This is a genomic window from Micromonospora echinospora, from assembly GCF_900091495.1.
GTDB classification, from domain to species: Bacteria; Actinomycetota; Actinomycetes; order Mycobacteriales; family Micromonosporaceae; genus Micromonospora; species Micromonospora echinospora.
On record NZ_LT607413.1, the window covers coordinates 7,082,886 to 7,108,136 of the forward strand.

The following is a 25,251-nucleotide window of genomic DNA, read 5'->3' on the forward strand; positions in this document are numbered from 1 at the left end:
ACATGTCTAGCGCAGGGGTCCGACACGCACCCGGACGCCAGCGGTGGCCACCGACGGCTCGACCGCCCGGAACCCGCGTGCGGTGCCCGGGGCGGAGCCTACCGGCCTGACGTGGACAGGTCCGGACGGTCGGCGGCCAGGCAGGCCAGCGCCTGCGACCGGTGGTCGAAGACGAGAAAGACCGACTCCAGCCGCATGGTGTGCAGCACGGTGAGGACGAACCGGGAGGGCGCCACCAGGCAGAACGACCGGCCCTGCTGCCGGGCCTCCCGATGGGCCCGGACCAGCAGGCCGAGACCGGTGGAGTCGAGCATCCCGACCCGGCACAGGTCGAGCACGACGTCCCGGTCCCCGGAGAGCGCGGCGGCGAGCGCCTCCCGCAGCACGTCCGCCACCAGCACCTCGATGTCGCCGCTGGGGGTGAGCACGACCGCCTCCGGCAGCTCCTCGACGTCCACCCGCCAGGCTCGCGGCCCGACCGTCGGGTCCGCCGGTCCGTCGGCGTCCGGGGGCGGCGCGACCAGGGACGCGACGGTGCAGCCGGCGCAGCGGTGCGGGCCGACCGCGAAGGGCGAACCCTCCCAACCGTGGTCGTTGAGCACGGTCCAGACGACCTCGGGCTCCGGGAGGACGGCGGGAACCGCCTCGACGGAGTTGCCGCACCGGTCGCAGATCAGGTTGACGGTGCCGGAGCGCAGTCCGGGTACGACGGTCATGCCCGCCCCTCGGGGTGGAGGGTCCGGCCACGGTGCCGGTGGCCGGACGTCGTGACGGCCCTCACCGCGCGCGGACGCGGACGGGGACGGTGGCGCGGGCCCGGACCGGCGCGACCGGGACGGCCGTGGCGGACGACGGAGCACCGACCGGGGTGGTGCCGGCGACGCGCGGGCCGTCGGAGCCGGGGACGGTCTCGGAGCCGGAAGTGTCGACCGGGTCCGACTCGGCGACGACGTGGAAGACCTGGTCGACCCGGGCGACCTGGAGCAGCCTCCGGATCCGGGGCGACGGGGAGCGCAGGGTGAGCGCTCCACCGAGTCGCCACATCCGCCGGTGTGTGTCGAGCAGCAGGCCGATGCCGGCCGCGTCAACGTGCGCACACGCCGCCATGTCGATCACCAGTCGGGCCGGCCGCCGGGCGACGACGGCGTCGACCACCGGGCCCAGCCTCCGCACCCCGGTCAGGTCGAGCGGCTCGGTGACGGTGATCTCCAGGTGATCCGTGTCGTGGTCGCCCTCCGCGCCCCGCCCGTTCCCGTTCATCGCACCTCCCGAGTGCTCGTCGCGGGTCAGCCACGGCCCAGCCTCCCGGGGAGGTGTGGCGGTCGTCTCCCGAACATGTGACGGATCGATGACAAACATCCCCGGCCCCCGCCCAGATTGCGGTCGACCCGGTCGGGCGGGTCATGATGGCCGGCATGACGGGAGTGCTGGTGATCGAGGACGACGACCGGATCCGGCTGTCCCTGGTGCTGGCGCTGGAGGACGAGGGCTACGCCGCACGCGGAGCCGCCACCGCCGAGGAGGGGCTGCGCACGCAGCGCGCCGAGCCCGCCGACACGGTCCTGGTGGACCTGATGCTGCCCGGCGTGGACGGCTTCGAGTGCATCCGGGAGATCCGCCGATCCGACGACGTGCCCATCGTCGTGGTCAGCGCCCGGGACGACACCCACGACATCGTCGCCGCGCTGGAGGCCGGAGCCGACGACTACCTGGTCAAGCCGGTCGCCATCAAGGAGCTGACCGCCCGGCTCCGGGCGCTGCGCCGACGCGCGCGGGCCGCCGCCGGGGTGACCACGACCGTCCCGACGCTCGTCTTCGGGGACCTGGAGATCCGGCCCGACGGTGGTGAGGTCCGGCTCGACGGCGAGCCGGTGGCGGTCACCCGCACCGAGTTCCGGCTGCTCTGCGAGCTGGCCCAGCACCCCGGTCGGGTGCTGTCCCGGCAGCAGTTGCTCGAACGGGTGTGGGGCTACACGGTCGGCGACGAACGTCTGGTCGACGTGCACGTGGGCCGGCTCCGGCAGAAGATCGAGCGGGACACCGCCGCGCCCCGCCACCTGGTCACCGTCCGGGGGCTCGGCTACAAGTTGCAGCGATGAGACGGGCCGGGCTACGGACTCGGGTGGCCGCCGGCTTCGCCGCCGGCGCGCTGGCCCTGTCCACCTCGATCGCGCTGGCGTCGTACCAGTTCACCCGGAGTTCGCTGCTGGCCGAGCGGGAACGTACGGCGGTGCGGGCCGCGTACTTCGACGCCACCATCGTGCAGGCCGGGTTGACCGGCGAGCGGCCGGACATCATCGAGGTGCTGCGGTCGCTGGACACCGGCGGCGACCGGCGGGCCGTGCTGCGCCGCGACGGGATCTGGTACGCCCGCAACGTCGACGCCGGGGTCACCACCGGCATCCCGGAGCGGATGCAGCGACTGGTCGCCGCCGGCACCCCGGCGGTGCAGCGGATCCGCGCCGACGGGCAGCCGGCCGTGGTGGTCGGTGTGCCGCTCTCCCCCACCACCGCCTACTACGAGGTCGACTCGTTGCAGGAACTGGAGGAGACGCTGCGCACGGTGGCCCTGGTGCTGACCGCCGTCGCGGTCACCACGGCCGTGGCCGGAGCGGGGATCGGCTGGCACATGACCCGGTACGTGCTGCGCCCGCTGCGCCGGGTCGGCGACGCGGCCGAGGAGATCACCGCCGGGGACCTCAGTGCCCGGTTGGATCCGGCGACCGAGCCGGACCTGGCCCGGCTCACCACGTCCTTCAACCACATGGTCGACCAGTTGTCCCGGCGGCTGGAACGGGACCGCCGGTTCGCCGCCGACGTCAGCCACGAACTCCGGTCGCCGTTGCAGACGCTCTCCGCCGCGGCGAGCGTCCTGCACCGGCGGCGGGAGCACCTCGACGACCGGACGCGGACCGCGACGGACCTGGTCACCGACGAGATCGCCCGGTTCCAGACCCTCGTCAACGACCTGATCGAACTCGCCCGCAGCGACCAGCCGGCGGAGCGGACCCCGGTGGCGGTCGGTGACCTCGCCCGGCAGGTGTGCCGGGGCCGGGGGCTGCCCGAGACGCTGGTGCGCGTCACCGGGCCGGGCACCTGGCTGGTCGACCGGCGACGGGTCGAGCAACTGCTGGGCAACCTGCTGGACAACGCGGTCCGGCACGGCGGTGGTCCATGCGCTGTCCGGCTGACCGCGCAGGACGGGACGTACCGGGTGGAGGTCGACGACGAGGGGCCGGGTGTCGACCCGCAGGACCGGACGGTGGTCTTCGACCGCTTCGTACGCGGGCGCGGGGCCCACGCCCGGGGCGGCGGCGACGGCACCGGCCTGGGGTTGGCGCTGGTGGCGCAGCACGCCGCCGCACACGGCGGACGGGCGTACGTGGTGGACCGGCCCGGCGGCGGCGCACGTTTCCGGGTCGACCTGCGGGAGCCCCGGTGCTGAGCGCCGACGCGCGACGGCCCGCCCCCGGCGGAGCCGGGTGGTCCGGGTGGCCACTCCGGTGGGCGGCCCTGGTCGCGGCGGCCGGAGTGCTCGTCCTGGCCGGCTGCGGGGTCTCCGCCGAGCGGGTGCCCCGGGAGGTGACCCCGCCGCAGGGGCCGTTCCCGGCGGTCGGCTCCCCGGCCCCGGCGGCCACCGAGAGCGGCACCGTGGTCCAGCGCCTCTGCTACGTCCGGGACGACCGGCTGGTGGTGGTCAACCGCCGGGTCCGGGCCCTGCCGACCGCCCGGGAGCAGATCGAGCTGCTGCTGGACGGGCCGGTCGCCGGCGAGCAGGGCGACCGGCTGACCAGCGCCCTGACCGGGGTCAACGTGGTCACCGACGTGCGGGTGGCCGACGGCGAGGCGACGGTCGCCGTCGGTGAGCGGCTGGCCGGCACCGGACGCAACGACGAGGTGCTCGCCTTCGGCCAGATCGTCTGCACCCTGACCAGCCGCGCCGACGTGGACCGGGTCGCCTTCGTGCAGGGCGGCCAGCGACTCGGGGTGCCCCGGGCCGACGGCTCGCTCTCCACCGGCCCGCTCACCGCCGCCGACTACGCGGCCATGGTCTCCCCACGCTGACCGGGGGCGGGGTGGGTGTGGCCCACCCCGCCCGTACGGTCGCTACAGCGTCCGGGCGAGCCGGTCGGCGAGGATCCGGGTGAACCGGGACGGGTCGGCGAGCTCCCCGCCCTCGGCGAGCAGTGCCATGCCGTGCAGCAGCTCGGCCGTCTCGGTCAGCACCTCCTTGTCGCCGTCCTGCTCGTGCGCCGCGCGCAGCCCGGTGACGAGCGGGTGGGTCGGGTTCAGTTCGAGGATCCGCTTGACCGACGGGACGTCCTGCCCCATCGCCCGGTACATCTTCTCCAGGGTCGGGGTCATGTCGTGCGCGTCGCCGACGATGCACGCCGGTGAGGTGGTCAGCCGGGACGACAGGCGGACCTCCTTCACCTGCTCGGAGAGCTGCTCGCCCATCCAGGTCAGCAGCGCCTCGAAGTCCTTGCGCTGCTGCTCCCGCTCCGGTTCGGCGTCCTTCTTCTCCTCCTCGGTGTCCAGGTCGACCTGGCCCTTGGCGATCGAGCGCAGTGGCCGGCCGTCGAACTCGCCGACCCGCTCGACCCAGACCTCGTCCACCGGGTCGGTGAGGATCAGCACCTCGTAGCCCCGGGCGCGGAACGCCTCCATGTGCGGCGAGTTCTCGATCATCGACCGGGACTCGCCGGTCATGTAGTAGATGTCGCTCTGACCGTCCTTCATCCGCTCGACGTACTGGGCGAGGGTGGTCAGCTCGGTCTCGTCCCGGGTCGAGGCGAGCGAGGTGATCTCCAGCAGGGTGTCCCGGTTCTCGGTGTCGTCGATCAGCCCCTCCTTGACCGCGCGACCGAACTCGGCCCAGAAGGTGCGGTACCGGTCGGGGTGCTCGGTCATCATGGTGCGGACCGTGGCGAGCACCTTCTTGACCAGACGACGGCGGACCACCCGGATCTGCCGGTCCTGCTGGAGGATCTCCCGGGAGATGTTCAGCGACAGGTCGTGCGCGTCCACCACGCCCTTGACGAAGCGCAGGTAGTCCGGCATCAGCGCCTCGCAGTCGTCCATGATGAAGACGCGCTTGACGTAGAGCTGGACGCCGCGCCGCCCCTCCCGGGCGAACAGGTCGAACGGCGCGTGGGACGGCAGGAAGAGCAGCGCCTCGTACTCGAAGGTGCCCTCCCCCCGCATGTGGATGGTCTCCAGCGGGTCGACCCAGTCGTGGCTGAGGTGCTTGTAGAACTCCTTGTACTCCGCCTCGTCGACCTCGCTGCGGGGACGGGCCCAGAGCGCCTTCATCGAGTTGAGGGTCTGGACCTCGGTGGTCGTCTTCCCCTCGGCGTCGGTGCGCTCCACCGTCATCCGGATCGGCCAGGCGATGAAGTCGGAGTACCGCTTGACGATCTCGCGGATCTTCCAGTCGGCGGTGTAGTCGAAGAGGTTGTCCTCGCTGTCCTCCGGCTTGAGGTGCACGGTGACCGAGGTGCCCTGCGGCGCGTCGTCGACCGACTCGATGGTGTAGGTGCCCTCACCGGTGGACTCCCACCGGGTGCCCTCGGCCTGCCCCGCCCGACGGGTGACCAGCTCCACCCGGTCGGCGACCATGAACGTGGCGTAGAAACCCACCCCGAACTGACCGATGAGGTCCTGCGAGGCGGAGGTGTCCTTGGACTCCCGCAGCTTCCGCAGCAGCTCGGCCGTACCGGACTTGGCGATCGTGCCGATCAGCGTGACGACGTCGTCGCGGGACATGCCGATGCCGTTGTCCCGGACGGTCAGCGTCCGCTTCTCCCGGTCGACCTCGATGGCGATGTGCAGGTCGGACGTGTCGACGTTGAGCTCCTTGTCGACCATCGACTCCAACCGCAGCTTGTCCAGCGCGTCGGACGCGTTCGAGACGAGCTCCCGCAGGAAGACGTCCTTGTTCGAGTAGATCGAGTGGACCATCAGCTGGAGCAGCTGGCGTGCCTCGGCCTGGAACTCGCGCGTCTCGACCCCGTTACTCACGGGCGACTCCTTTCCTTGACAGGTGTCGCCGGACAGGATACGAGCCGGCGGCCCGGGCCTCCGGCAGGGGCGACCCTGACACGCGGCTCAGCAGGTGGGGGCGGCGAACCGACTCCGGCCGGCTGTCGGCGGCGACTGTTACGGTGCCGTCGCCGTGGATGTGCGAGCCGGAGGTTGGCGTGACCATCAGTACCCATGTGACGACGTTCGACGGTCTGCCGATCGTCCGGTTCAGCCGCGAGGCGGAACTGCCGGCCGACCCGTCGGCGGTGGCCTGGCGGGTGGAGGCCCCCGACTACGACTCCGCGCCGGAGGAGTTGGCGGCGGAACTGGACGCGCTGCTGTCGCGGGTGCCGGCCGACGCGGTCCGCGCGCTGGTCGTCGGGCAGTGGGGCAGCGCCTACGAGACGGCGGCCCCGGTCGAGCTGCTGGTCTCCCTCGCCCCCCGGCTGACCGGGCTGCGGGCGCTCTTCCTCGGCGAGATGACCTTCGAGGAGTGCGAGATCTCCTGGATCCGGCACCGGGAGATCACCGGGTTGCTGGAGGCCTACCCGGCGCTGGAGGTGCTGCGGGTGCGCGGCGCGGACGGGCTGGCGTTGAAGCCGGTGCGGCACGAGGCCCTGCGCGAGCTGGCGTTCGAGTCCGGCGGCCTGCCGGCCGCGCTGGTCCGGGCGGTCGGTGACTGCGACCTGCCCGCCCTGACCCACCTGGAGCTGTGGCTCGGGGTGGACGACTACGGAGGCGACGCCACCGTGGCCGATCTCGCCCCGGTGCTGGCCGGCGAGCGCCTGCCCGCCCTGCGGCACCTGGCGCTCTGCAACGCCGAGATCGCCGACGAGGTCGCCGCCGCCGTCGCCACCGCGCCGGTCGTGGCCCGGCTGGAGGTGCTCGACCTGTCCAAGGGCATCACGACCGACGCCGGGGTCGACGCGCTGCTCGCCGGTCAGCCGCTGACCCACCTGCACCGGCTCGACCTCCACCACCACTACCTCTCCGACGAGGCCGCCCAGCGGCTCGTCACGCGGCTGCCCGGGGTGCGGGTCGACGTCTCCGACCGGCAGGAGCCCGACGAGGACGACGACGAGGTGTACCGCTACACCGCCGTCGGGGAGTAGCCCGTGCCCGACACGTCCCGGGGAGAGGGCCGGGGCGGGAGCCTGCCGTTGACGGTGGTCGGCAACCCCGACAACCGTCGGGTCCGGCTCTTCGCCGGGGCGGCGGTCGGGGCGGGCCTGCCGCGACCGGCCGTGCTGCCCTGGCGTGACCTGCTCACCGGTGCCGCCCCGCCCCCGGCGGGCACGCTGGTGCGGGTCGACTCCCCCGGCGAGGACGCCGAGGTCGACCGGCTGCTGCGGGGGGCCACCGAGCCGGCCCGGCACGGCGAGATCGTCGGCCTGGCCGCCGCGCACGCCGGACTGCGCCGGGCGCTGGACCGGCTCGCCTCCGGTGGGGCGACCCTGCTCAACCAGCCCGCCGACATCGTCGCCATGTGCGACAAGCGACGCTGCCACGCGACGCTCGACGCCGCCGGGGTGCCGGTGCCGGCGGCGCTGGGCGAGGTCACCGGCTACGCCGGGCTGCGGGCGGCGATGCGCCGGGCCGGCTGGACGCGGGTGTTCGTCAAACCGGCGCACGGCTCGTCGGCGTCCGGGGTGCTCGCCCTCGCGGCCGACGGGTCCCGGGTGCTCGCCACCACCCCGGTCGAGCGGGACGACGGACGTCTGTTCAACTCGCTGCGGGTCCGCCGGTACACCGACGAGTCCGAGGTGGCGGAGATCGTCGACCGGCTCGCCCCGGACGGGCTGCACGTCGAGCGGTGGCTGCCCAAGGCGGGGCTGGCCGAGCGGGTGGTCGACCTGCGGGTCGTGGTGGTGGCCGGTCGCCCCACGCACGCCGTGGTCCGGGCCGGGCGGGGTCCGATCACCAACCTGCACCTGGGCAACGCCCGGGGCGACCTGGCGGCGGTGCGGGCGGCGGCCGGGCCGGCCAACTGGGCGGCGGCGATGGCGACCTGCGCGCGGGCCGCCGCCTGCTTCCCGGACACCCTGCACGTCGGCGTCGACCTGATGTTCCTTCTCGGCTGGAACCGGCACGCCGTCGCCGAGGTGAACGCCTTCGGTGACCTGTTGCCCGGGGTGCTGGCCGACGGCCGGGACACCTACGCCACCCAGGTGCACGCGCTGCTCGGCGGCTGGCGTCCGGGCGGCGGGCGGCCCGCGTCCGCCGGGGACCGGTCCGCGTCCGGGACGGCCGGCGGGCCGCTCGTCCCGAACGGCGGGGCGGGACGGGAGGCGTCGTGCGCGACCTGATCGGCTCCCACGACCTGCTGCTGGTCACGCTGGACACGCTCCGCTTCGACGTGGCCGACGACCTGGTCCGCGCCGGGCGCACCCCGACGTTGGCCCGGGTGCTGCCCGGCGGACGGTGGGAGCGGCGGCACAGCCCGGCCAGCTTCACGTACGCCGCCCACCACGCGTTCTTCGCCGGGTTCCTGCCCACCCCCACCGGCCCGGGGCCGCACGAACGGCTCTTCGCCGCCCGTTTTCCCGGCAGCGAGTCGGCCGGGGCGGACACCTGGGTCTTCGACGCCCCCGACCTGCCCACCGCGCTGCGCGTCGAGGGCTACCACACGGTCTGCCTCGGCGGGGTGGGCTTCTTCAACCTGCGCAGTCCGCTCGGGGCGGTGCTGCCCGGGCTGTTCGCCGAGGCGTACTGGGAGCCGGGGTTCGGGGTGACCGCACCCGACTGCCTGGACGCGCAACTGGACCGGCTGGCCGAGGTGGTCGACCGGACGCCGGTCGACCGGCCGCTGTTCACCTTCCTCAACGTGGCCGCGCTGCACCAGCCGAACCGGCACTACCTGCCCGGGGCCGAGACGGACGACCGGGCCAGCCACGCCGCCGCGCTGGAGTACGTGGACAGCCGCCTGGACCGGCTCTTCGCGCTGGTCGGCGGGCGCGGGCGGCCCACCTTCGTGATCATGTGCTCGGACCACGGCACCGCCTACGGCGAGGACGGGCACACCGGCCACCGGTTCGGCCACGAGGTGGTCTGGACCGTGCCGTACGCCCACTTCACCCTCGACCCGGGAGACTCGTGACCCTCGACGGCTCGCCCTACCAGGGCTACCTCTACGCGTACCCGCACAAGACCGCGTACCGGCCGCTACGACCCCGCCCGGCGCTGCGGGAGGTCTGGGCGGCCCAGCCCCGCGACGCGCTCTTCCTCTACCTGCACCTGCCGTTCTGCGAGATGCGCTGCGGCTTCTGCAACCTGTTCACCCGGGCCAACCCGCCGGCCGAGCAGGTCGCCGCCTACCTCCGGCAGCTGCGCCGACAGGCCCGGCGGGTCCGGGACGCCCTCGGCGACGCCCGGTTCGTCCGGGCGGCGTTCGGTGGTGGCACCCCCACCTACCTGGAGGCCGGTGAGCTGGCCGAGCTGTTCGACATCGCCGAGGAGACCGCCGGCGGGCCGCTGGCCGGGCTGCCGATCTCGGTGGAGACGTCCCCGGCGACCGCCACGCCGGACCGCTTGGCCGTGCTCGCCGAGCGGGGCGTCACCCGGGTCAGCATCGGGGTGCAGAGCTTCCTCGACGCCGAGTCCCGCGCCGCCGGCCGGCCCCAGCGCCGCGCCGAGGTCGACCGGGCCCTCGACGCGATCCGGGCGTCCGGCGCGCCGGTGCTCAACGTCGACCTGATCTACGGCATCGACGGGCAGACCGCCGAGACCTGGCGGACCAGCCTGGAGACGGCGCTGCGCTGGCGGCCGGAGGAGCTGTACCTCTACCCGCTCTACGTCCGGCCGTTGACCGGGCTGGGTCGGCGGGCGCACACCCGCGCCGACTGGGACGCCGAACGCCTGGCCCGCTACACCGAGGCGGTGGAACTGCTCGGCGCGGCCGGCTACCGACAGGAGTCGATGCGGCAGTTCCGCCGTGCCGACGTGCCGACCCCGGACGGCCCCGACTACTGCTGCCAGGACGACGGCATGGTCGGGCTGGGCTGCGGCGCGCGGTCGTACACCACCGCGCTGCACTACTCCTTCGACTACGCGGTCAGCGTGTCCGAGGTCCGGGCGGTCCTCGACGACTACCTCGCCCGCCCGGCGGACGACTTCGACCACGCCGAGGTGGGCTACCACCTCGACGCCGCCGAGCAGCGGCGACGCTGGCTGATCCAGTCGCTGCTGCGCGCCGAGGGCGTCGATCCGGGGGCGTACCGGAAACGGTTCGGCAGCGCTCACACCGACGACTTCCCCGAGCTGGCCGAGCTGGCCCGGCGCGGCTGGGCCACCGACGACGGCATCCGACTCACCGCCGCCGGGCTGGCCCGCTCCGACGCGATCGGGTCGTGGCTGGTCTCCGCGCCGGTGCGGCAGGCCATGACGGGGTACGCGATCCGGTGAACCTGTCGATCCTCTACCGAGGGCCCCTGGCCAGCTGCAACTACGACTGTCCGTACTGCCCGTTCGCCAAGCGGCACGACCCGCCGGAACTGCTCCGCGCCGACCGGGCCGCCCTCGCCCGGTTCACCGACTGGGTCGAGGCCACCGACGACGTCCGACTGTCGGTCCTGTTCACCCCGTGGGGCGAGGGGCTGACCCGGAGCTGGTACCGCGACGCCATGGTCCGCCTGTCCCACCTGGCCCACGTCGACCGGGTGGCGATCCAGACCAACCTGGCCGCCCGGCCGGACTGGCTGGTCGAGGCCGACCCGGCGACCGTAGCCCTGTGGACCACCTACCACCCGGGCCAGGTGACCCGGGAACGGTTCCTGGCCCGCTGCGAGCGGCTGCGCGAGCTGGGCGTGCGCTTCTCCGTCGGGGTGGTCGGATTGCCCGAGCACCTGGCCGAGGCGCGGGCGCTGCGCGCCGCCCTGCCCGACGAGGTCTACCTCTGGGTCAACGCCGCCGACGGGCACCGGTACGACGCCGAGCAGGAGGCGACCTGGACGGCCCTGGATCCGCTCTTCGGGTACAGCGTCCGCCCGCACCTGTCGCTGGACCGGCCCTGCCACGCCGGGGAGACCGCGGTGTCGGTGAACGGTGACGGAACGGTCCGGCGCTGCCACTTCGTCGCCGCGCCGATCGGCAACCTCTACGACGGCTCGTGGCGGGCCGCCCTGATGCCCCGGGCCTGCCCCAACGCCGTCTGCGACTGCCACATCGGGTACGTCCACCTCAAGCCGCTCGGCCTGCGGCAGGTGTTCGCCGGCGGGGTGCTGGAACGGATCCCGGCCGGCTGGCCGGAACGGCACCGGTGAGCGGGGTGGCACACCGTGTTGCCCTGCTCTGCTACCTCTGTCGTCGTGTCGTCACCCGAACCGCTCGCCCGCACTGACGGACCGGCCGTACCCCGGCCGGTCCGTCGCCGCGTACCCTCGTCGCCGGTGTCGCCGCCCGTGCTCCGGCGGACGCCCGGCCGGACCGGCGTCGCCGGTCGCCCGTACCGCCGTCCCGGGCACGGCGCTCCCCTGGAGGCAGCCCGGTGAACGCCCACGACTGGCAGGTCTCCGGCTACACGCACCGGCGCGAACTCGGCTCGGGAGCGTCGGGTCGGGTGGTCCTCGCCGTGCACGACGCCACCGGCACGCCGACGGCGATCAAGTACCTGGTCGGGAAGGTCGGCGACGACCCGTCGTTCCGGGCCGCGTTCCGGGCCGAGGCCGAACTCCTCGCCGCGATCGACGACCCGCACGTCGCCCGCCTCTACGAGTACGTGGAGACGGCACACGGCGCGGCCATCGTGATGGAACTCGTCGACGGGGTCTCGCTCCGCCAGATGCTGCGCGCCAACGGCCCGACCGAGCCGGAGTCCGCCCTGTACGTGCTCAAGGGCTCCCTGCTCGGGCTGCACGCCGCGCACGTCCGTGGTGTCGTGCACCGCGACTACAAGCCGGAGAACGTGCTGGTCACCGCAGCCGGTCAGAGCAAGCTCGCGGACTTCGGCATCGCCATGCCGATCGGACGCGAGGCGGGTGGCTCGGTCACCGGCACGCCCCGCTACATGGCCCCGGAACAGTGGCGCGGGGCGGCGGCCACCCCGGCGTCGGACATCTACGCCGCCACGGCGGTCTTCTACGAGTGCCTGACCGGGCATGCCCCGTACGTCGGGCCGGGCCTGATCGACCTGCGGGACCAGCACGCCCACGCGCCGATCCCGACCGACGCGGCCCCGGCGTCCGTGCACGACCTGCTCCGGCAGGGCCTGGCCAAAGCGCCGGAGGAACGCCCGCAGCCGGCCGCCACGTTCCTGGACTGGCTGGAGACGGTGGCGGCCGGGGCGTACGGGCCGCAGTGGGAGGAACGCGGGCGCAGCCGGCTGGCCGAACGGGCCGCCCTGCTGGCCCTGCTCTTCCCGTCCCACCAGCCGAGCGACGGCAGCACCGCCGTCGCCGCCACCGTCCTCGCCGACGACCGGGGACGGGCCTGGGGCTGGGGCCGCAAGGCCCTGGTCGCCGGGGGCGTCACGGCGCTGCTCGTGACCGGGGGCATGAGCTACAGCTACGCCTCCCGCGAGGAGCCGGCGGTCGAACTCGCCGTGGAGCCGGGCCCGTCGACCCCGGTCGTCGCGACACCGGCCGCCGAGCCCAAGGACCCCACGCCCGGCCCGACGACCCCCACGCCCACGCCGAGCCCGACGGCCACCACCACCCCGTCGGCCACCGCCGCGCCGACGGCCAGCGTCACCCGGACGCCGACCGCCACCCCGAGCCGGACCCCGTCCGCGACGCCGGGCCCGCTGGTGAGCACCACCCCACCCCCGCCGCCGGACGTGACCGCCCCGACCCTGGGCCGGGTCGCCGCCAGCCCGCAGACGATCGAGCCGGCCGGCTGCCCGTACGGCCCGACGTCGAGCACGGTCACCGCGACGGTCGACGACGACCGCACCCCGCCGGAGTCGCTGCGGGTGAGCTTCCGGTACACGGTGGGCGGGAAGACCTCGACCGTGGCGATGTCGTACACCCGCAGCGGCCACCACCGGGGCACCCTCGGCGGCCTGCCGGTGGACCGGTCGACCCCCCGCATCCCGGTCGACGTCACCGCCACCGACGCCGCCGGCAACACCGCCAAGCCGGTCCGCGTGTACGTCAGCTTCCAGCCGTACTGCACCCCGGGCTGACCGGTGGTGCCCCCTCCGCACCGCGCCACGTCGCCCGGTCGGACCCCGACGACCACGGGAGGTCGTACCCGATGACCCAACCGACCCTGCCCACCGGGGCGCGCGTGGTGGGGCCGGCGCACGCCGGCGTCTGCGGGACGTGGTGGCGGGCGCTGACGCCGGACGGCGCGGAGCAGCTCGTGCTGCGGATCGCCGCCCCCGACCCGGCGCTGGCGGAGCGGGTGACCACGGCGACCCGCGCGGTGGCCGCCCTGCGCCACGGCGGCCTGCTCGGCTCCGCGGAGCCGATCCGGCACAACGGCGCGCTGTGGCTGGTCGCCACCGGGGCGTCCGGGGTGACGCTGTCGGAGCTCGCCGAGACCGAGGGCCCCGGTCTCGACCTGCCGGCGGTCGCCACGATCGCGGTGGAGACCGCCCGGACCCTCGTCGCGCTGCACACCGCCGGGCTCGGCCACGGCGCGATGCACGGCCGCACGGTGGTGGTCACCGCCCTCGGCGCGGTGACGCTCACCGAGGCGGCCCTGCTGCCGGCCCTGCACGGCGCGCCCGCCGACCTGGCGACGGACCGGCGGGCGTGGGCGGAACTGGTCCGCTGGCTGGTCGCCCGGTGGTGCGGCGCGCAGCCCGGCGCCGACCTGCTGCTGCGGTGCGCCGCGCGCGGCGAGCAGGACCTGGCCCAGGCGGTACGGGAACTACGCGACACCCCGCTGCCGGTGGGATCCGACGGCCGGACGGGGCTGCTCGTCGCCGTTGCCGCCCACCGGCACCGGACCGCGCAGGAGGACCCCACCGTGGCTGCCCCGGTGGCCACCTGGCCGGCCCTGCCGCCCGAGAACGCCTGGTACGGCAGCGCGCCGACCGAGGCGGTCCCCACGATGGCAACCTCCACCGGGGCCGCCCCGGCCGAGGCGTTCCCCACGGCCGTCGTGCCCACCGAAGTCGTTCCGGCCGGTCCGGTCAGTTCTCCCGGCGGCGCCCCACCCACCGAGGCGCTCACGGTCGGCGCGCCGACCACGACGCTGCCCGACGACGCCCCCACCGCCGCGCTGTCGATGTCACCGCCGGTGGACCCCTTCGAGTCGGTACGGGTACCGACGCTCCTACCCGGGCAGCCGTCACCGCCCGGCCGGACGTACCGGTCGGGGGAACCGACGGCCGCCCCACACCCGACAGCCGCCGACGCCACCCCGGGCCCCGCGACCGAGGGGTACGCGCCGACCGGCCGGTACGAGCCGGTCGGTGGCTCCGCCCCACCCCCCGGCACCGAGGTGCGCTTCGGGCCGGGAGTACCCGCCGGGCCACCGGTGGCGCCGAGCTGGCAGCGTCCGCCGGCACCACCGGCCCGGCCGCGCCGCTCCCGCGGGAAGCTGATCGGCTCGGTCCTGTCGACGCTGCTCACCCTCGCCCTGCTGGTCGCGGTGGGCCTGCACCTCTGGCAGCGGCTGAGCCCGCTGGAGGTCCACTCGGTGCGGGTGGCCGTGGCCGAGCCGCCCGGCGAGCGCTGCGACGTGACCGTGGACGTGGTGGCGACCGTGGAGACCAACGGCCGGGCCGGCACCATCCGGTACCAGTGGCTGCGCGGCGGGGCCGAGCCGGGCGGCCTGCTCACCCAGCGGGTGGCCCGGGGCCAGCGGACGGTGACGCTGCACCTGAAATGGGCGGTCAGCGGAACGGGCACGACGACGGAGACCGCCGTCATCAACATCACCGAGCCCACCCCCACCCAGGGGCGGACCATCTTCCGCTACCAGTGCCGGACCGGGTGACCGGTCGGGTCAGCCCAGCGGGTCGACGGCGTCCGGCGGCGGTCCCGACCGGTAGCGTGCCGGGTGTGAGCCTGCGCACCATCCGGCCCTGGTCGGGAATGCCGGGCCGCCGTCGGCATTTGGTCGCAGACATGAGCGCACTCGATCAGACAGGCGGTGTCCGGTGAGCATCACCCGGGAGGCCGTGGCACCACCCGCGCCGACCCCTGGCGAGCTGATGAGCCCGGGGCAGCGGCTCCGACTCGTCCTGGTCCTCGGGTCCCTCATCGCGATCGGGCCGCTGACCATCGACATGTACCTGCCGGCGCTGCCGTCGATCGTGGACGACCTGGGCACCACCTCGGCGGCGGTCCAGCTCACCCTCACCGGCACGCTCGCCGGGCTCGCGGTCGGTCAGCTGGTGATCGGTCCGCTCTCCGACGCGCTGGGCCGCCGGACCCCGTTGCTGGCCGGAACCGCGTTGCACGTGCTGGCGTCGCTGCTCTGCGTGATCGCGCCCTCCGTGGAGGTGCTCGGCGCGCTGCGGGTGTTGCAGGGTCTCGGCACGGCCGCCACGGCGGTCGTCGCCATGGCCGTGGTCCGCGACCTGTTCAGCGGGGCCGCGTTCGCCACCCTCTTCTCCCGGCTGATGCTGGTGATGGGCGCCGCGCCGATCCTGGCCCCCACGCTCGGCAGCGAGGTGCTGCGCTGGACCAGTTGGCGGGGCATCTTCGTGGTGCTCGCGATCTTCGGGGTGGCCCTGCTCGCCGTCGCCGCCTTCGGGCTGCGGGAGACCCTTCCGGTGGCGCTACGGCGCTCCGGCCGGATGATCGACACCGTGCGGACGTACGGAACGCTGCTGCGGGACCGGGTCTTCGTCGGCCTGGTCCTGGTCGCCGGTCTCGCGATGGCGGCGCTGTTCGCGTACGTCGCCGGGTCGTCGTTCGTGCTCCAGGAGCAGTACGGCCTCGACGAGCAGGAGTTCGGCCTGGCCTTCGGCGCGGGCGCGGTGGGTCTGATCCTGGCCACGCAGCTCAACGTCCGGCTGCTGCGGCGGTACACCCCGCAGCGAATCCTGGTGGTCTCCCTCGTCGGCGGCACCGCCGCCGCGCTGGGGCTGCTCGTCTTCGCGGCCACCGGTCTCGGCGGGCTGCCCGCCCTGCTGGCCACCCTCTGGGTGGTGCTGGCGGCGGCCGGGCTGGCCATGCCCAACGCCCCCGCGCTGGCGCTGTCCCGGCACGGCGAGGCGGCGGGCACCGCGTCGGCGCTGCTCGGCGCGGTGCAGTTCGGCGTGGGCGCGGTCGCGGCGCCGCTGGTCGGCGTGCTCGGCACCGGGGCCGTGGCGATGGCGCTGGTGGTGGCGGGCGGCATGGCGTGCGCGCTCGCCGTCCTGCTGGTCGTGGTCCGTCCGGCCCGGCTCGGCGCGCTCGACGCGGTGCCGGTGGCCGGCGCCGCGCACTGAACCCGGCCGGCCCCGCCGTGCCGGGCGGGAGGCGGTGCGCCGCCCACCACCGTCCGGCACGGCTGTGCCAGGCTGTCCACGTGGCTCAGCGACCTCTCCTCCTCATCGACGCCCCAAGCCTCTACTTCCGCGCCTACTTCGGCGTCCCGGAGTCCAGCGCGCGGGCCGCCGACGGCAGCCCGGTCAACGCGGTACGCGGCTTCCTCGACATGCTCGCCACACTGGTCCGCACCCGCCGGCCCGACCGGATGGTCTGCGCACTCGACTACGACTGGCGGCCCCAGTGGCGGGTCGCGCTGCTGCCGTCGTACAAGACGCACCGTCTCGCTCCCGAGGGCGACGGCGAGGTGGTGCCCGACACGCTCAGCCCGCAGGTGCCGGTGATCCTCGACGTGCTCGCCGCGATCGGCATCGCGACCGTGGGCGCCGACGGCTACGAGGCCGACGACGTGCTCGGCACCCTCGCCACCACCGAACCCGCACCCGTCGAGGTGGTCTCCGGGGACCGTGATCTGTTCCAGCTCGTCGACGACGCACGGCCGGTGCGGCTGCTCTACGTGGGCCGGGGCGTCGCGAAACTGGAGGACTGCGACGACGCGGCGGTGCGGACCCGGTACGGCGTCCCCGCCGATCGGTACGCCGACTTCGCGGCGCTGCGCGGCGACCCCAGCGACGGGCTGCCCGGCGTGCCCGGCGTCGGGGAGAAGACCGCCGCGCGCCTGGTCAAGCGGTACGGCAGCGTCAGTGGCATCCTCGCCGCGCTGGACGAGCCCGGCTCCGGCTTCGCCCCCGGTCTGCGGGCCAAACTCGACGGGGCACGTGGCTACCTGGCCGTGGCGCCGACGGTGGTGCGGGTGGCCCGGGACGTGCCCCTCGCTCCGATCGCCACGGCACTGCCGGCGGCCCCGGTCGACCCGGAACGGCTGCTGGAGCTGGCCGAGCGATGGAATCTGGCCAGCCCGGTGCGACGGCTGGTCGACGCCCTCGCCAACCACCCCTGACGCCCTGGGCGCTCCCGCCGCCCGTACACCGCGCCCGCCGGTGTGCCCCGCCGGTGTGCCGCCTCGCTGGTGTGCCGCCTGGCCGGTGTGCCGCCTGGCCGGTGTGCCGCCTGGCCGGTGTGCCGCCTGGCCGGTGTGCCTGCAGGGGACCCTTGCTCGTCGTTTCTGCCCTGTAGGGGGCCCCTGCTACCACCGCAGCCCTCTTGGCCGGGGTGGCGGTGGCGTGGGTGTCAGCGGGGAGCGTCGTCGCGGCGGCGTGGGAACGGGGTGCCGCCGGGCTGGCCGAGCGTGGTGCGGGCGGAGTGGGCGCGCAGCCCGGCCGGGTCCGGCAGGGTGGCCGGTTCGGCGGGGGCCGGGGCCGGGTCCCGTCGGGCGTCCAGGTACGCCGCGCCCGCCCGGTCCTCCTCGGTCGGGGCGGCCAGCAACGCGTAGACCAGCCCGACCACCACGAGGATCACCGCCAGCACGATCGGCACCAGCAGGGTGCTCACACCCGCGCCGGGAAGCTGGCCCTGCCGGTCGTGCAGGTGCACGGTGAGGGCGCTCATGCCGGTGAAGTGCATTCCGTTGACCGCGACGCCCATCACCAGCGCCGAGCCGACGAGCGCGAGCAGCCGGCGGACGGTCACCGCCAGCCAGAGCGCCACGGTGGCCGCCACCACCGCGATCGCCACGGACAGGGCGACCCGGGTGGGGTCGTAGTCGAGGTCCCCGTGGAGTCGTAGCGCGGCCATGCCGGTGTAGTGCATCGCGGCGACCCCGGCCCCGGTGAAGAGGCCGCCGGCCAGGATCCGGAGGGCGGAGACCCGTCCGGTGCCGACGATGGCCAGCCCGGCGCCGACCGCCACCACGGCGATGACCGCGCTGGCCACGGTGAGCGGGATGTCGTACCGGATGCGCGTGCCCTCGACCGCGAACCCGAGCATCGCCATGAAGTGCATGGTCCAGATGGCGGTTCCGCCGATCGCCCAGGCAGCGAGGATCCCCCACCAGGCCCGCTGGCCGGCGGTACGGGCGGTGCGGATACGGCCGGCGCAGACCAGTCCGAGGAACGAGCCGAGCACGGACAGTGCGTAGCTGAGCGCGGGCGTGATCCATCCGTACTCAAAGTGATTGATCGTTGCCATGGCCTTCTCCCCGGAAAGCTCCACCGGCGCGCAGCTAGCGCCGAAGCAATGATCGGGGACGTCCCTACCAGCCACAACGGCACCCCCCGGGAAATCCGGGGGGTGCCGTGGCGGTGACCGTTCGATGCGTCGATTGCCATACGGCAATCACGTACGGTAATGATCAGGCGGTGGCGTGGTACGCCAGCACACCGCGGTTGACGGCGGCGATCGCCTGCCGGGCGGTGGCGCGCAGCTCGGTGGACGCCCCACCGGAGTCGGCGAGCTGCCCGAGCAGGTCGACCACCTGCCGGGCCCAGCGGACGAAGTCCCCGGCCGGCATCTCGCCGTCGATCTGGTGGCCGCTGGCCAGCACCTTGGCCAGCGCCTCGCCCCGCGCCCAGCGGTAGATCGGCCAGACGAAACCCAGGTCGGGTTCCCGGGTGACGCTGAGCCCCCGGGACGCCTCGTCCGCCTCGATCTCGCTCCACAGCTTCAGCGTCGCGTCGACCGCGTCGACAATCGCGCCGCGCGGCACCGAGGCCCGCTCGTCGACGTCCCGCCGGGCCTCGAAGACCACCACCGACACCGCGGCGGCCAGTTCGGCCGGGGAGAGCCCGTCCCAGACGCCCCGGCGCAGGCACTCGGCGACCAGCAGGTCCGCCTCGGTCCAGATCCGGGCCAGCATCCGACCGGCGTCGGTGACCGACCCGTCGGCGGTGAGATAGCCCCGGGCGGTGAGCAGCGCGACGATGCGGTCGAAGGTACGGGCCAGCGAGCCGGTCCGGCCGGAGACCCGCTGCCGCAGTTCGTCGGTGTCGCGTTCCAGCCGGCGGCGACGCTCCGCCCAGCGGGCGTGCTCCTCCCGTTCCGGGCAGCCGTGACACGGGTGGCGGCGCAGTTCGGACCGGAGCTGGGTGAGCCGGTGGTCCTCCCCCGCCGCCTGCCGGGACCGGCCGCCGCGCCGCCCGCCGTGCCGGTCCAGGCCGGTGGCGCTGACCTCGGCGGCGAGGTCCCGGCGGGCCGCCGGGGAACGGTGGTTGAAGTGCTTGGGCACCCGGATCCGGGCGAGCACCTCGGCCGGGGTGGTGAAGTCCCCCGCGCTGAGCCGTCCCGCCCAGCGGTCCTGGGTGAGCACCAGCGGCCGGGGCTCGCCGAACCCGCCGGTGGCGGGGTCGATGACGACCGCCAGGCCGGCCCGTCGCCCCGACGGCACCCGGATCACGTCGCCGACCCGCAGCCGCTCCAGCGAGGCGATCGCCGCCGCCTTCCGCTGGGTCTGCCCCTGCCGGGCCAGGGACCGCTCCCGGTCGCCGATGGCCACCCGCAGCGCGAAGTACTCGTCGAAGTCGCCCTGGTGGCAGACCGACTCCGCGCCGTACGCCTCGATGGTCTCGGTGTTGCGCTGCACCTGACGGGCCAGGCCGACCACCGAGCGGTCCGCCTGGAACTGCGCGAACGACGACTCCAGCAGCGCCCGGGCCGGCTCCGCGCCGACGCTGCCGACCAGGTTGACCGCCATGTTGTACGACGGCCGGAAGCTGGACCGCAGCGGGTACGTCCGGGTGGAGGCGAGGCCGGCGACGTGCCGGGGGTCGGTCTCCGGCGACCAGACCACCACCGCGTGCCCCTCGACGTCGATGCCGCGTCGACCGGCCCGGCCGGTGAGCTGGGTGTACTCCCCCGGCGTCAGGTCGACGTGGGCCTCGCCGTTGTACTTGACCAGCCGTTCCAGCACCACGCAGCGGGCCGGCATGTTGATGCCCAGGGCGAGGGTCTCGGTGGCGAACACCGCCTTGACCAGGCCCCGGACGAACAGCTCCTCGACGACCTCCTTGAAGGCCGGCAGCATGCCCGCGTGGTGGGCGGCGAGGCCGCGCTCCAGCCCGTCGAGCCACTCCCAGTAGCCAAGGACGGAGAGGTCCTCGCCGGGGATGGCGGTGACCCGGCTCTCCACCACCCGGCGGATCTCGGCACGTTCCTCGGGCGAGGTGAGCCGCAGCCCGGCGGCGAGGCACTGCTGCACCGCCGCGTCGCAGCCGGCCCGGCTGAAGATGAACAGGATCGCCGGGAGCAGCCCCTCCCGGTCCAGCCGGTCGACGATGTCCGGGCGCAGTGGCCCCCGCCAGCGCGGTCCGCGTCGCCGGTCCGCGCCGGTGCCGCGCACCTCCCCCAGTTCCAGGCGGCGCAGCGTGTCGCGGGTGTAGCGCAGCAGTTCCGGGTGGACGTCGTGCTTGCGGGCCGCGTCGGCGTCGTGGAACAGGTCGAACATCCGCTTGCCGACGAGCATGTGCTGCCACAGCGGCACCGGCCGGTGCTCGCTGACCACCACGGCGGTCTCGCCCCGGACCGTGACCAGCCAGTCGGCGAACTCCTCGGCGTTGGAGACGGTCGCCGAGAGGGAGACCAGGGTGACCGAGGCGGGCAGGTGGATGATCACCTCTTCCCAGACCCCGCCCCGGAACCGGTCGGCGAGGTAGTGCACCTCGTCCATCACCACGTACGCCAGGCCCTGGAGGGTGGCCGAGCCGGCGTAGAGCATGTTCCGCAGGACCTCGGTGGTCATCACCACCACCGGCGCGTCCCCGTTGATCGCGTTGTCGCCGGTGAGCAGGCCGACCTGGTCGGCGCCGTACCGGTCGACCAGGTCGTGGTACTTCTGGTTGGACAGCGCCTTGATCGGGGTGGTGTAGAAGCACTTGCGGCGGGGCTCGTCGGGCGACACCGGTCGGGCCGGGGTGCCGCGCAGCGCCAGGTGCACGGCGAACTCGCCCACCACGGTCTTGCCGGCGCCGGTCGGGGCGCAGACCAGCACCCCGCTGCCCCGTTCCAGGGACTGACACGCCTCGCGTTGGAAGTCGTCGAGATCGAACCCCAGGTCGAAGGCGAACTCGTCCAGGGCCGGGAAGAGGGAGGCCTGCGCGGCCCGGCGGCGCGCCGCGGCGTACCGCTCGGCGGGGCTCGACATGCCACCAAGATTAATGCGTCGCCGCCCGGCACACCCGCCAAGGCCACCCAGCGCACCCGCCCGGTCCTGCGGACGGCCCCGGCAAGGCCGTCCGCCGGACCCGTCGGGGGCGGTCGGTAGGGTGCACCCGTGCCGGATCATGCCCATGCGCCCGACCCCCGTGCCAACCGCGCCACCGACCCCCGGGAGGTTCCCCGCCGCCGGATCGAGGCGGTCCTGTTCGATTTCCACGGCACTCTGGCCCAGGTGGAGGACGCTCGGGAGTGGGTGCTGGCCGCCGCGGCGAGTTGCGGAGCGACGCTGGAACGGATGCGGGCCACGGTGCTGGCCGACCGGCTGCTCACCGCCGGCCGGGCCGGCGGGCCGCTGCCCCACCGGGTGCCGCCCCGGCTGGCCGAGGTCTGGTCCGAGCGGGATCTCTATCCGCACGCCCACCGGGCGGCGTACACCGGGCTGGCCGCGACGGTGGACGCCGGGATCGAGGGCCTCGCCGACGCCCTGTACGACCGGGTGCTGAGTCCGGACGGCTGGGTGCCCTACCCGGACGCCGCCCCGACCATGGCGGCGCTGCGGGCGGCCGGCGTCAAGGTGGCGGTGGTCAGCAACATCGGCTTCGACCTGCGCCCGTTGTTCGACGCGTGGGGGCTCACCGACCTGGTCGACGCCTTCGTCCTGTCGTACGAGGTGGGTCGCTGCAAGCCGGACCCGGGCATCTTCCTGCGCGCCTGCGGCATGGTCGGGGTCGATTCGGAACGGGCGCTGATGGTGGGTGACACCCCGGCGGACGCGGGAGCGGTCGGGGCGGGCTGCGCGGTGCTGGTGCTGCCCCCGGCGGAGGTGGGGCGGCCGAACGGGCTCGGCGCCGTGCTCGACCTGGTCCTGGGCGGCTGACCCGACCAACCGGACAGCGCTAACACGATCATGACAGCAGCGTTACCGGTCATCGCTAACAGGTCGGCGTTATCGTCGCTGCCATGACCAGCCCCGAGGTCCCGCGTGACCGGATCGTCCGGGCGGCCGCCGCCCTGCTCGTCGAGGGCGGCCGGGAGGCCGTCTCCACCCGGGCGGTGGCCCGGGCCGCCGGGGTGCAGGCCCCCACCATCTACCGACAGTTCGGCGACATGCGGGGCCTGCTCGACGCGGCGGCCAGCTACCGTCTCGCCGCGTACCTGGACGCCCAGGCCTCCCGGGCACCCGCCGCCGATCCGGTCGACGACCTGCGGCGCGGCTGGGACATGCAGGTGGAGTTCGGGTTGACCCACCCGGCCGTGCACGGCCTCATGTACGGCGACCCACGCCCGGACCCGGTCCCCACCGCCGCCCGGGTGGCCCGGGACATCCTGCGCCACCTGGTCACCCGGATCGCCGAGGCGGGACGGCTACGCACCGACGTCGACCGCGCCGCCGACCTCGTCCACTCCGCGTGCTGCGGGGTCACCCTCACGCTGCTCCGCACCCCGGTCGCGCAGCGGGACCCGGTCCTGTCCACGGTGGCCCGGGAGGCGGTGGTCGGCGCGGTGGCCACCGACACCGTCGCCGCCCGTGCGCCCCGCCGGGTCGACCGGCCGGTACGGCACGCCGTGGCGCTGCGCGCGGTCCTGCCCGAGGTGGCCGCCGACCTGACCCCGGCCGAGCGGGACCTGCTGGCCGAGTGGCTGGACCGGATCGTCCGCGCCGCCCCACCCTCCTGACCGCCCGCCCGTCCGGTGACCAGGACGGCTGGCCCTGGCGTGGCGTCCGGGGCGACGGGCAGCAGTACGCGGGCCAGGGTGCCCGGTCAGCGCAGGAGCCGTACCGCCGCCGGTACCGCGGTGACCGTCACCGGCAGGCGCAGTGACCGCTCCCCGTCGGCGTACGTGGTGATGCCCTCGGCCGCCAGCTCGACGGTCCGCGCCCGGTAGGTGCGCACCAACGGGTGCCGCACGTGGGTACCCCGGTAGATGCGCGGCTTCACCCGCATCAGGGTGCGCCGGTCGAAACGGCCGCCGACCACCACGTCCAGGAGACCGTCGGTCGGGTCCGCGTCCGGACAGATCCGCATCCCGCCGCCGTAGCTGCCGCAGTTGCCGATCGCCACCAGCACCGCGTCGGTCTCCTGCGCCGTCCCGTCGACATGCAGCGTGTAGCGACGCGGGCGCAGCCGGGCCAGCTCCACCAGGATCGCCAGGTCGTACCGGCGGGGGCCACGGGGCCAGCGCATCCGGTTGGCCCGCTCGTTGACGATCGCGTCGAAGCCGGCGGCCAGGACAGCCCCGTACCAACGGACGGCCCCGTCGGCACCGGTCATCCGGGCCAGGTCGACCGGGTGGCTCCGGCCGTCCCGCAGTGCGGCGACCACCACCTCCACGGCGGCGGACGGGTCGGCCGGGAACCCGGTGTCGACGGCGAAGTCGTTGCCGGTGCCGGCGGGCACCGGGCCGAACGGCACCGTCGTCCCGGCCACCGCCTGGAGCGCGCGGTGCACGGTGCCGTCACCGCCGACGGCCAGCAGCGCCGACACGCCCTCGACGACCGCCGCGCGGCACGCCGCCTCGGCCTCCTCCGCGGTACGCGCCTCCAGCAGCCGGACCGGCCGTCCGGCGGTGGCCAGCCGGTCCAGCAGGTGGGGCAGCATCCCGCGGTGCCGCCCCCGGCCGGCGGTCGGGTTGGCCAGGACGGCGACGGGGCCACCGGGAGACGGGGCGGCGGACGGGTGGTCGTCTGCGGTCACGGCGAGCACGGTAGCGCGGCCGGCCCCTCTCCGGCTGACCCAGCGGTCAGCCGGTCGGCCCGTACCGGCGGTCCGCGCGACCAGAGCCTGGTGGTAGCAGGGGTCCCCTGTTACGCAAAAAGCGGTAACAGGGGACCCCTGCTACCGCTTCAGCGTGCTGCGGACGGTCAGGTCATGTCGTCGTACCGGCGGTCGATCGGCGCCGGCGCGGGGATCTGCTCCGGGGCGGCTATCGGCGCGCTCGCCTCCACCCGCTCACCGGCGGCGACGGGCTCCCGGTCGAACTCCAGCGGGGAGACCTCGTCGTCGTCGATGCCGGCGTAGACCTCCTTGCCCCGGCCCTTGCGCCTGTCGTTGAGGAACGCCACCCCGACCGCCGCGAAGTAGAGCAGGCAGAGGCAGAGCGCCAGCGCGGTCATGCCGAACGGGTCCGGCGTCGGGGTGACCACCGCGGCGAAGGCGAAGAACAGGAAGACCGCGATCCGCCACCAGCCCAACAGACGCCGGGCGCTGGCCAGTCCGACGAAGTTGAGCATCAGCACGATCAACGGGAACTCGAACGCCACCCCGAACAGCAGGATCAGGTTGGTGACGAAGGAGACGTACCGGGTGATGTCCAACGTCGTCTGGATCTCGCTGCCCGCGACGTTGAGCAGGAACTCCAGGCCCTTCGCGGTCACGAAGTACGCCAGCAGCGCGCCGGCCGCGAACAGCGGAGCGGCCAACGCGGTGAAGACGTACGCGTACCGCCGCTCGTTGCGGTGCAGACCCGGGGCGATGAACGCCCAGAGCTGGTAGAGCCAGATCGGGGCGGCGATGATCAGGCCGACCCAGAGACCGATCTTCAGGTTGAGCAGGAAGAGGTCTGCCGGGCCCAACTGGACGAAGTCGCAGCTCTCGCCGGCCTGCTGGAACTTCGGCAGGTCGCAGTACGGCTTGCGGAGGATGTTCAACACCGGCCCGGCCAGCCACAGGCCGAAGCCGAAGCCGACCAGGATCGCCAGCGACGCCCGGAAGAGCCGGTTACGCAGCTCGCGGAAGTGCTCGACCAGCGTCATCGAGCCGTCGGCGGCCCGTTCGAAGTTGCTCGGACCGCGCTTGCGGAGGGCGAAGCGCAC

Annotated in this window: 21 protein-coding genes; 14 read left to right on the forward strand and 7 right to left on the reverse strand. The window is 74.4% G+C overall.

Annotated features, from left to right (window positions below):
- Window positions 1-98: 98 nt before the first annotated feature.
- On the reverse strand, window positions 99-716 hold the full coding sequence (locus tag GA0070618_RS30070; RefSeq protein WP_088984649.1) for an STAS domain-containing protein: 618 nt from the start codon (window positions 714-716) through the stop codon (window positions 99-101).
- A 61-nt stretch (window positions 717-777) separates the two neighbouring features.
- Window positions 778-1,260, reverse strand: a complete 483-nt coding sequence (locus tag GA0070618_RS30075; RefSeq protein WP_157749042.1) for an STAS domain-containing protein — start codon at window positions 1,258-1,260, stop codon at window positions 778-780.
- Window positions 1,261-1,415: 155 nt separating this feature from the next.
- On the opposite strand from GA0070618_RS30075, the gene GA0070618_RS30080 reads away from it, so the two are divergent.
- From GA0070618_RS30080 to GA0070618_RS30090, 3 genes are all read left to right on the forward strand, one after another.
- The gene (locus GA0070618_RS30080; RefSeq protein WP_088985944.1) at window positions 1,416-2,099 is read left to right on the forward strand and encodes a response regulator transcription factor; all 684 of its coding nucleotides are present in this window, start codon (window positions 1,416-1,418) and stop codon (window positions 2,097-2,099) included.
- A complete protein-coding gene (locus GA0070618_RS30085; RefSeq protein WP_088984651.1) occupies window positions 2,096-3,445 on the forward strand; it encodes a sensor histidine kinase in 1,350 nt (449 codons plus the stop codon). Before GA0070618_RS30080 ends, GA0070618_RS30085 begins: the two co-directional genes overlap by 4 nt.
- Before the next feature lie 68 nt (window positions 3,446-3,513).
- Window positions 3,514-4,065, forward strand: a complete 552-nt coding sequence (locus GA0070618_RS30090) for a GerMN domain-containing protein (protein ID WP_088985945.1) — start codon at window positions 3,514-3,516, stop codon at window positions 4,063-4,065.
- Window positions 4,066-4,107: 42 nt separating this feature from the next.
- Here the strand turns inward: GA0070618_RS30090 and htpG are convergent, their stop codons facing one another.
- On the reverse strand, window positions 4,108-6,021 hold the full coding sequence (htpG, locus tag GA0070618_RS30095) for a molecular chaperone HtpG (protein WP_088984652.1): 1,914 nt from the start codon (window positions 6,019-6,021) through the stop codon (window positions 4,108-4,110).
- A gap of 179 nt (window positions 6,022-6,200) precedes the next feature.
- On the opposite strand from htpG, the gene GA0070618_RS30100 reads away from it, so the two are divergent.
- The 9 genes from GA0070618_RS30100 (at window position 6,201) to GA0070618_RS30140 (ending at window position 17,349) form a co-directional block, all read left to right on the forward strand.
- On the forward strand, window positions 6,201-7,136 hold the full coding sequence (locus GA0070618_RS30100) for an STM4015 family protein (protein WP_088984653.1): 936 nt from the start codon (window positions 6,201-6,203) through the stop codon (window positions 7,134-7,136).
- A 3-nt stretch (window positions 7,137-7,139) separates the two neighbouring features.
- Complete coding sequence (locus tag GA0070618_RS30105) at window positions 7,140-8,330, forward strand: STM4014 family protein (RefSeq protein WP_231931518.1); 1,191 nt, start codon at window positions 7,140-7,142, stop codon at window positions 8,328-8,330.
- Window positions 8,318-9,121: an STM4013/SEN3800 family hydrolase gene (locus tag GA0070618_RS30110; protein ID WP_088984654.1), complete on the forward strand. Its 804-nt coding sequence runs from the start codon at window positions 8,318-8,320 to the stop codon at window positions 9,119-9,121. Before GA0070618_RS30105 ends, GA0070618_RS30110 begins: the two co-directional genes overlap by 13 nt.
- Window positions 9,118-10,425 (forward strand): STM4012 family radical SAM protein, encoded by a 1,308-nt coding sequence (locus tag GA0070618_RS30115; RefSeq protein WP_088984655.1) that lies wholly within the window; start codon window positions 9,118-9,120, stop codon window positions 10,423-10,425. The genes GA0070618_RS30110 and GA0070618_RS30115 overlap by 4 nt, the downstream gene beginning before the upstream one ends.
- On the forward strand, window positions 10,422-11,282 hold the full coding sequence (locus GA0070618_RS30120) for an STM4011 family radical SAM protein (RefSeq protein ID WP_088984656.1): 861 nt from the start codon (window positions 10,422-10,424) through the stop codon (window positions 11,280-11,282). Before GA0070618_RS30115 ends, GA0070618_RS30120 begins: the two co-directional genes overlap by 4 nt.
- Before the next feature lie 224 nt (window positions 11,283-11,506).
- Complete coding sequence (locus GA0070618_RS30125) at window positions 11,507-13,141, forward strand: serine/threonine-protein kinase (protein ID WP_088984657.1); 1,635 nt, start codon at window positions 11,507-11,509, stop codon at window positions 13,139-13,141.
- A gap of 71 nt (window positions 13,142-13,212) precedes the next feature.
- Window positions 13,213-14,907, forward strand: coding sequence for a protein kinase family protein (locus GA0070618_RS30130; RefSeq protein WP_088984658.1), 1,695 nt, complete (start codon window positions 13,213-13,215; stop codon window positions 14,905-14,907).
- Window positions 14,908-15,124: 217 nt separating this feature from the next.
- Entirely contained in the window at window positions 15,125-16,348 is a 1,224-nt protein-coding gene (locus tag GA0070618_RS30135) for a multidrug effflux MFS transporter (protein WP_088985946.1), read from the forward strand.
- An 80-nt stretch (window positions 16,349-16,428) separates the two neighbouring features.
- Window positions 16,429-17,349 (forward strand): 5'-3' exonuclease, encoded by a 921-nt coding sequence (locus GA0070618_RS30140; RefSeq protein ID WP_231931519.1) that lies wholly within the window; start codon window positions 16,429-16,431, stop codon window positions 17,347-17,349.
- A gap of 230 nt (window positions 17,350-17,579) precedes the next feature.
- On the opposite strand, the gene GA0070618_RS30145 is transcribed toward GA0070618_RS30140, so the two are convergent.
- Both GA0070618_RS30145 and GA0070618_RS30150 read right to left on the reverse strand, forming a co-directional pair.
- Window positions 17,580-18,476: an MHYT domain-containing protein gene (locus GA0070618_RS30145; RefSeq protein WP_088985948.1), complete on the reverse strand. Its 897-nt coding sequence runs from the start codon at window positions 18,474-18,476 to the stop codon at window positions 17,580-17,582.
- A gap of 163 nt (window positions 18,477-18,639) precedes the next feature.
- Window positions 18,640-21,423, reverse strand: a complete 2,784-nt coding sequence (locus GA0070618_RS30150; RefSeq protein ID WP_088984659.1) for a DEAD/DEAH box helicase — start codon at window positions 21,421-21,423, stop codon at window positions 18,640-18,642.
- A gap of 129 nt (window positions 21,424-21,552) precedes the next feature.
- Between GA0070618_RS30150 and GA0070618_RS30155 the strand changes: the two genes are divergently transcribed.
- Together GA0070618_RS30155 and GA0070618_RS30160 are read left to right on the forward strand one after the other, a co-directional pair.
- Window positions 21,553-22,314 (forward strand): HAD family hydrolase, encoded by a 762-nt coding sequence (locus GA0070618_RS30155; protein ID WP_414467539.1) that lies wholly within the window; start codon window positions 21,553-21,555, stop codon window positions 22,312-22,314.
- Between the two features lie 83 nt (window positions 22,315-22,397).
- On the forward strand, window positions 22,398-23,114 hold the full coding sequence (locus tag GA0070618_RS30160; protein ID WP_088984660.1) for a TetR/AcrR family transcriptional regulator: 717 nt from the start codon (window positions 22,398-22,400) through the stop codon (window positions 23,112-23,114).
- Window positions 23,115-23,200: 86 nt separating this feature from the next.
- Here the strand turns inward: GA0070618_RS30160 and GA0070618_RS30165 are convergent, their stop codons facing one another.
- Both GA0070618_RS30165 and tatC read right to left on the reverse strand, forming a co-directional pair.
- Entirely contained in the window at window positions 23,201-24,142 is a 942-nt protein-coding gene (locus tag GA0070618_RS30165) for a diacylglycerol kinase (RefSeq protein ID WP_088984661.1), read from the reverse strand.
- Between the two features lie 158 nt (window positions 24,143-24,300).
- Window positions 24,301-25,251 (reverse strand): twin-arginine translocase subunit TatC, encoded by a 951-nt coding sequence (gene tatC / locus GA0070618_RS30170; protein ID WP_088984662.1) that lies wholly within the window; start codon window positions 25,249-25,251, stop codon window positions 24,301-24,303.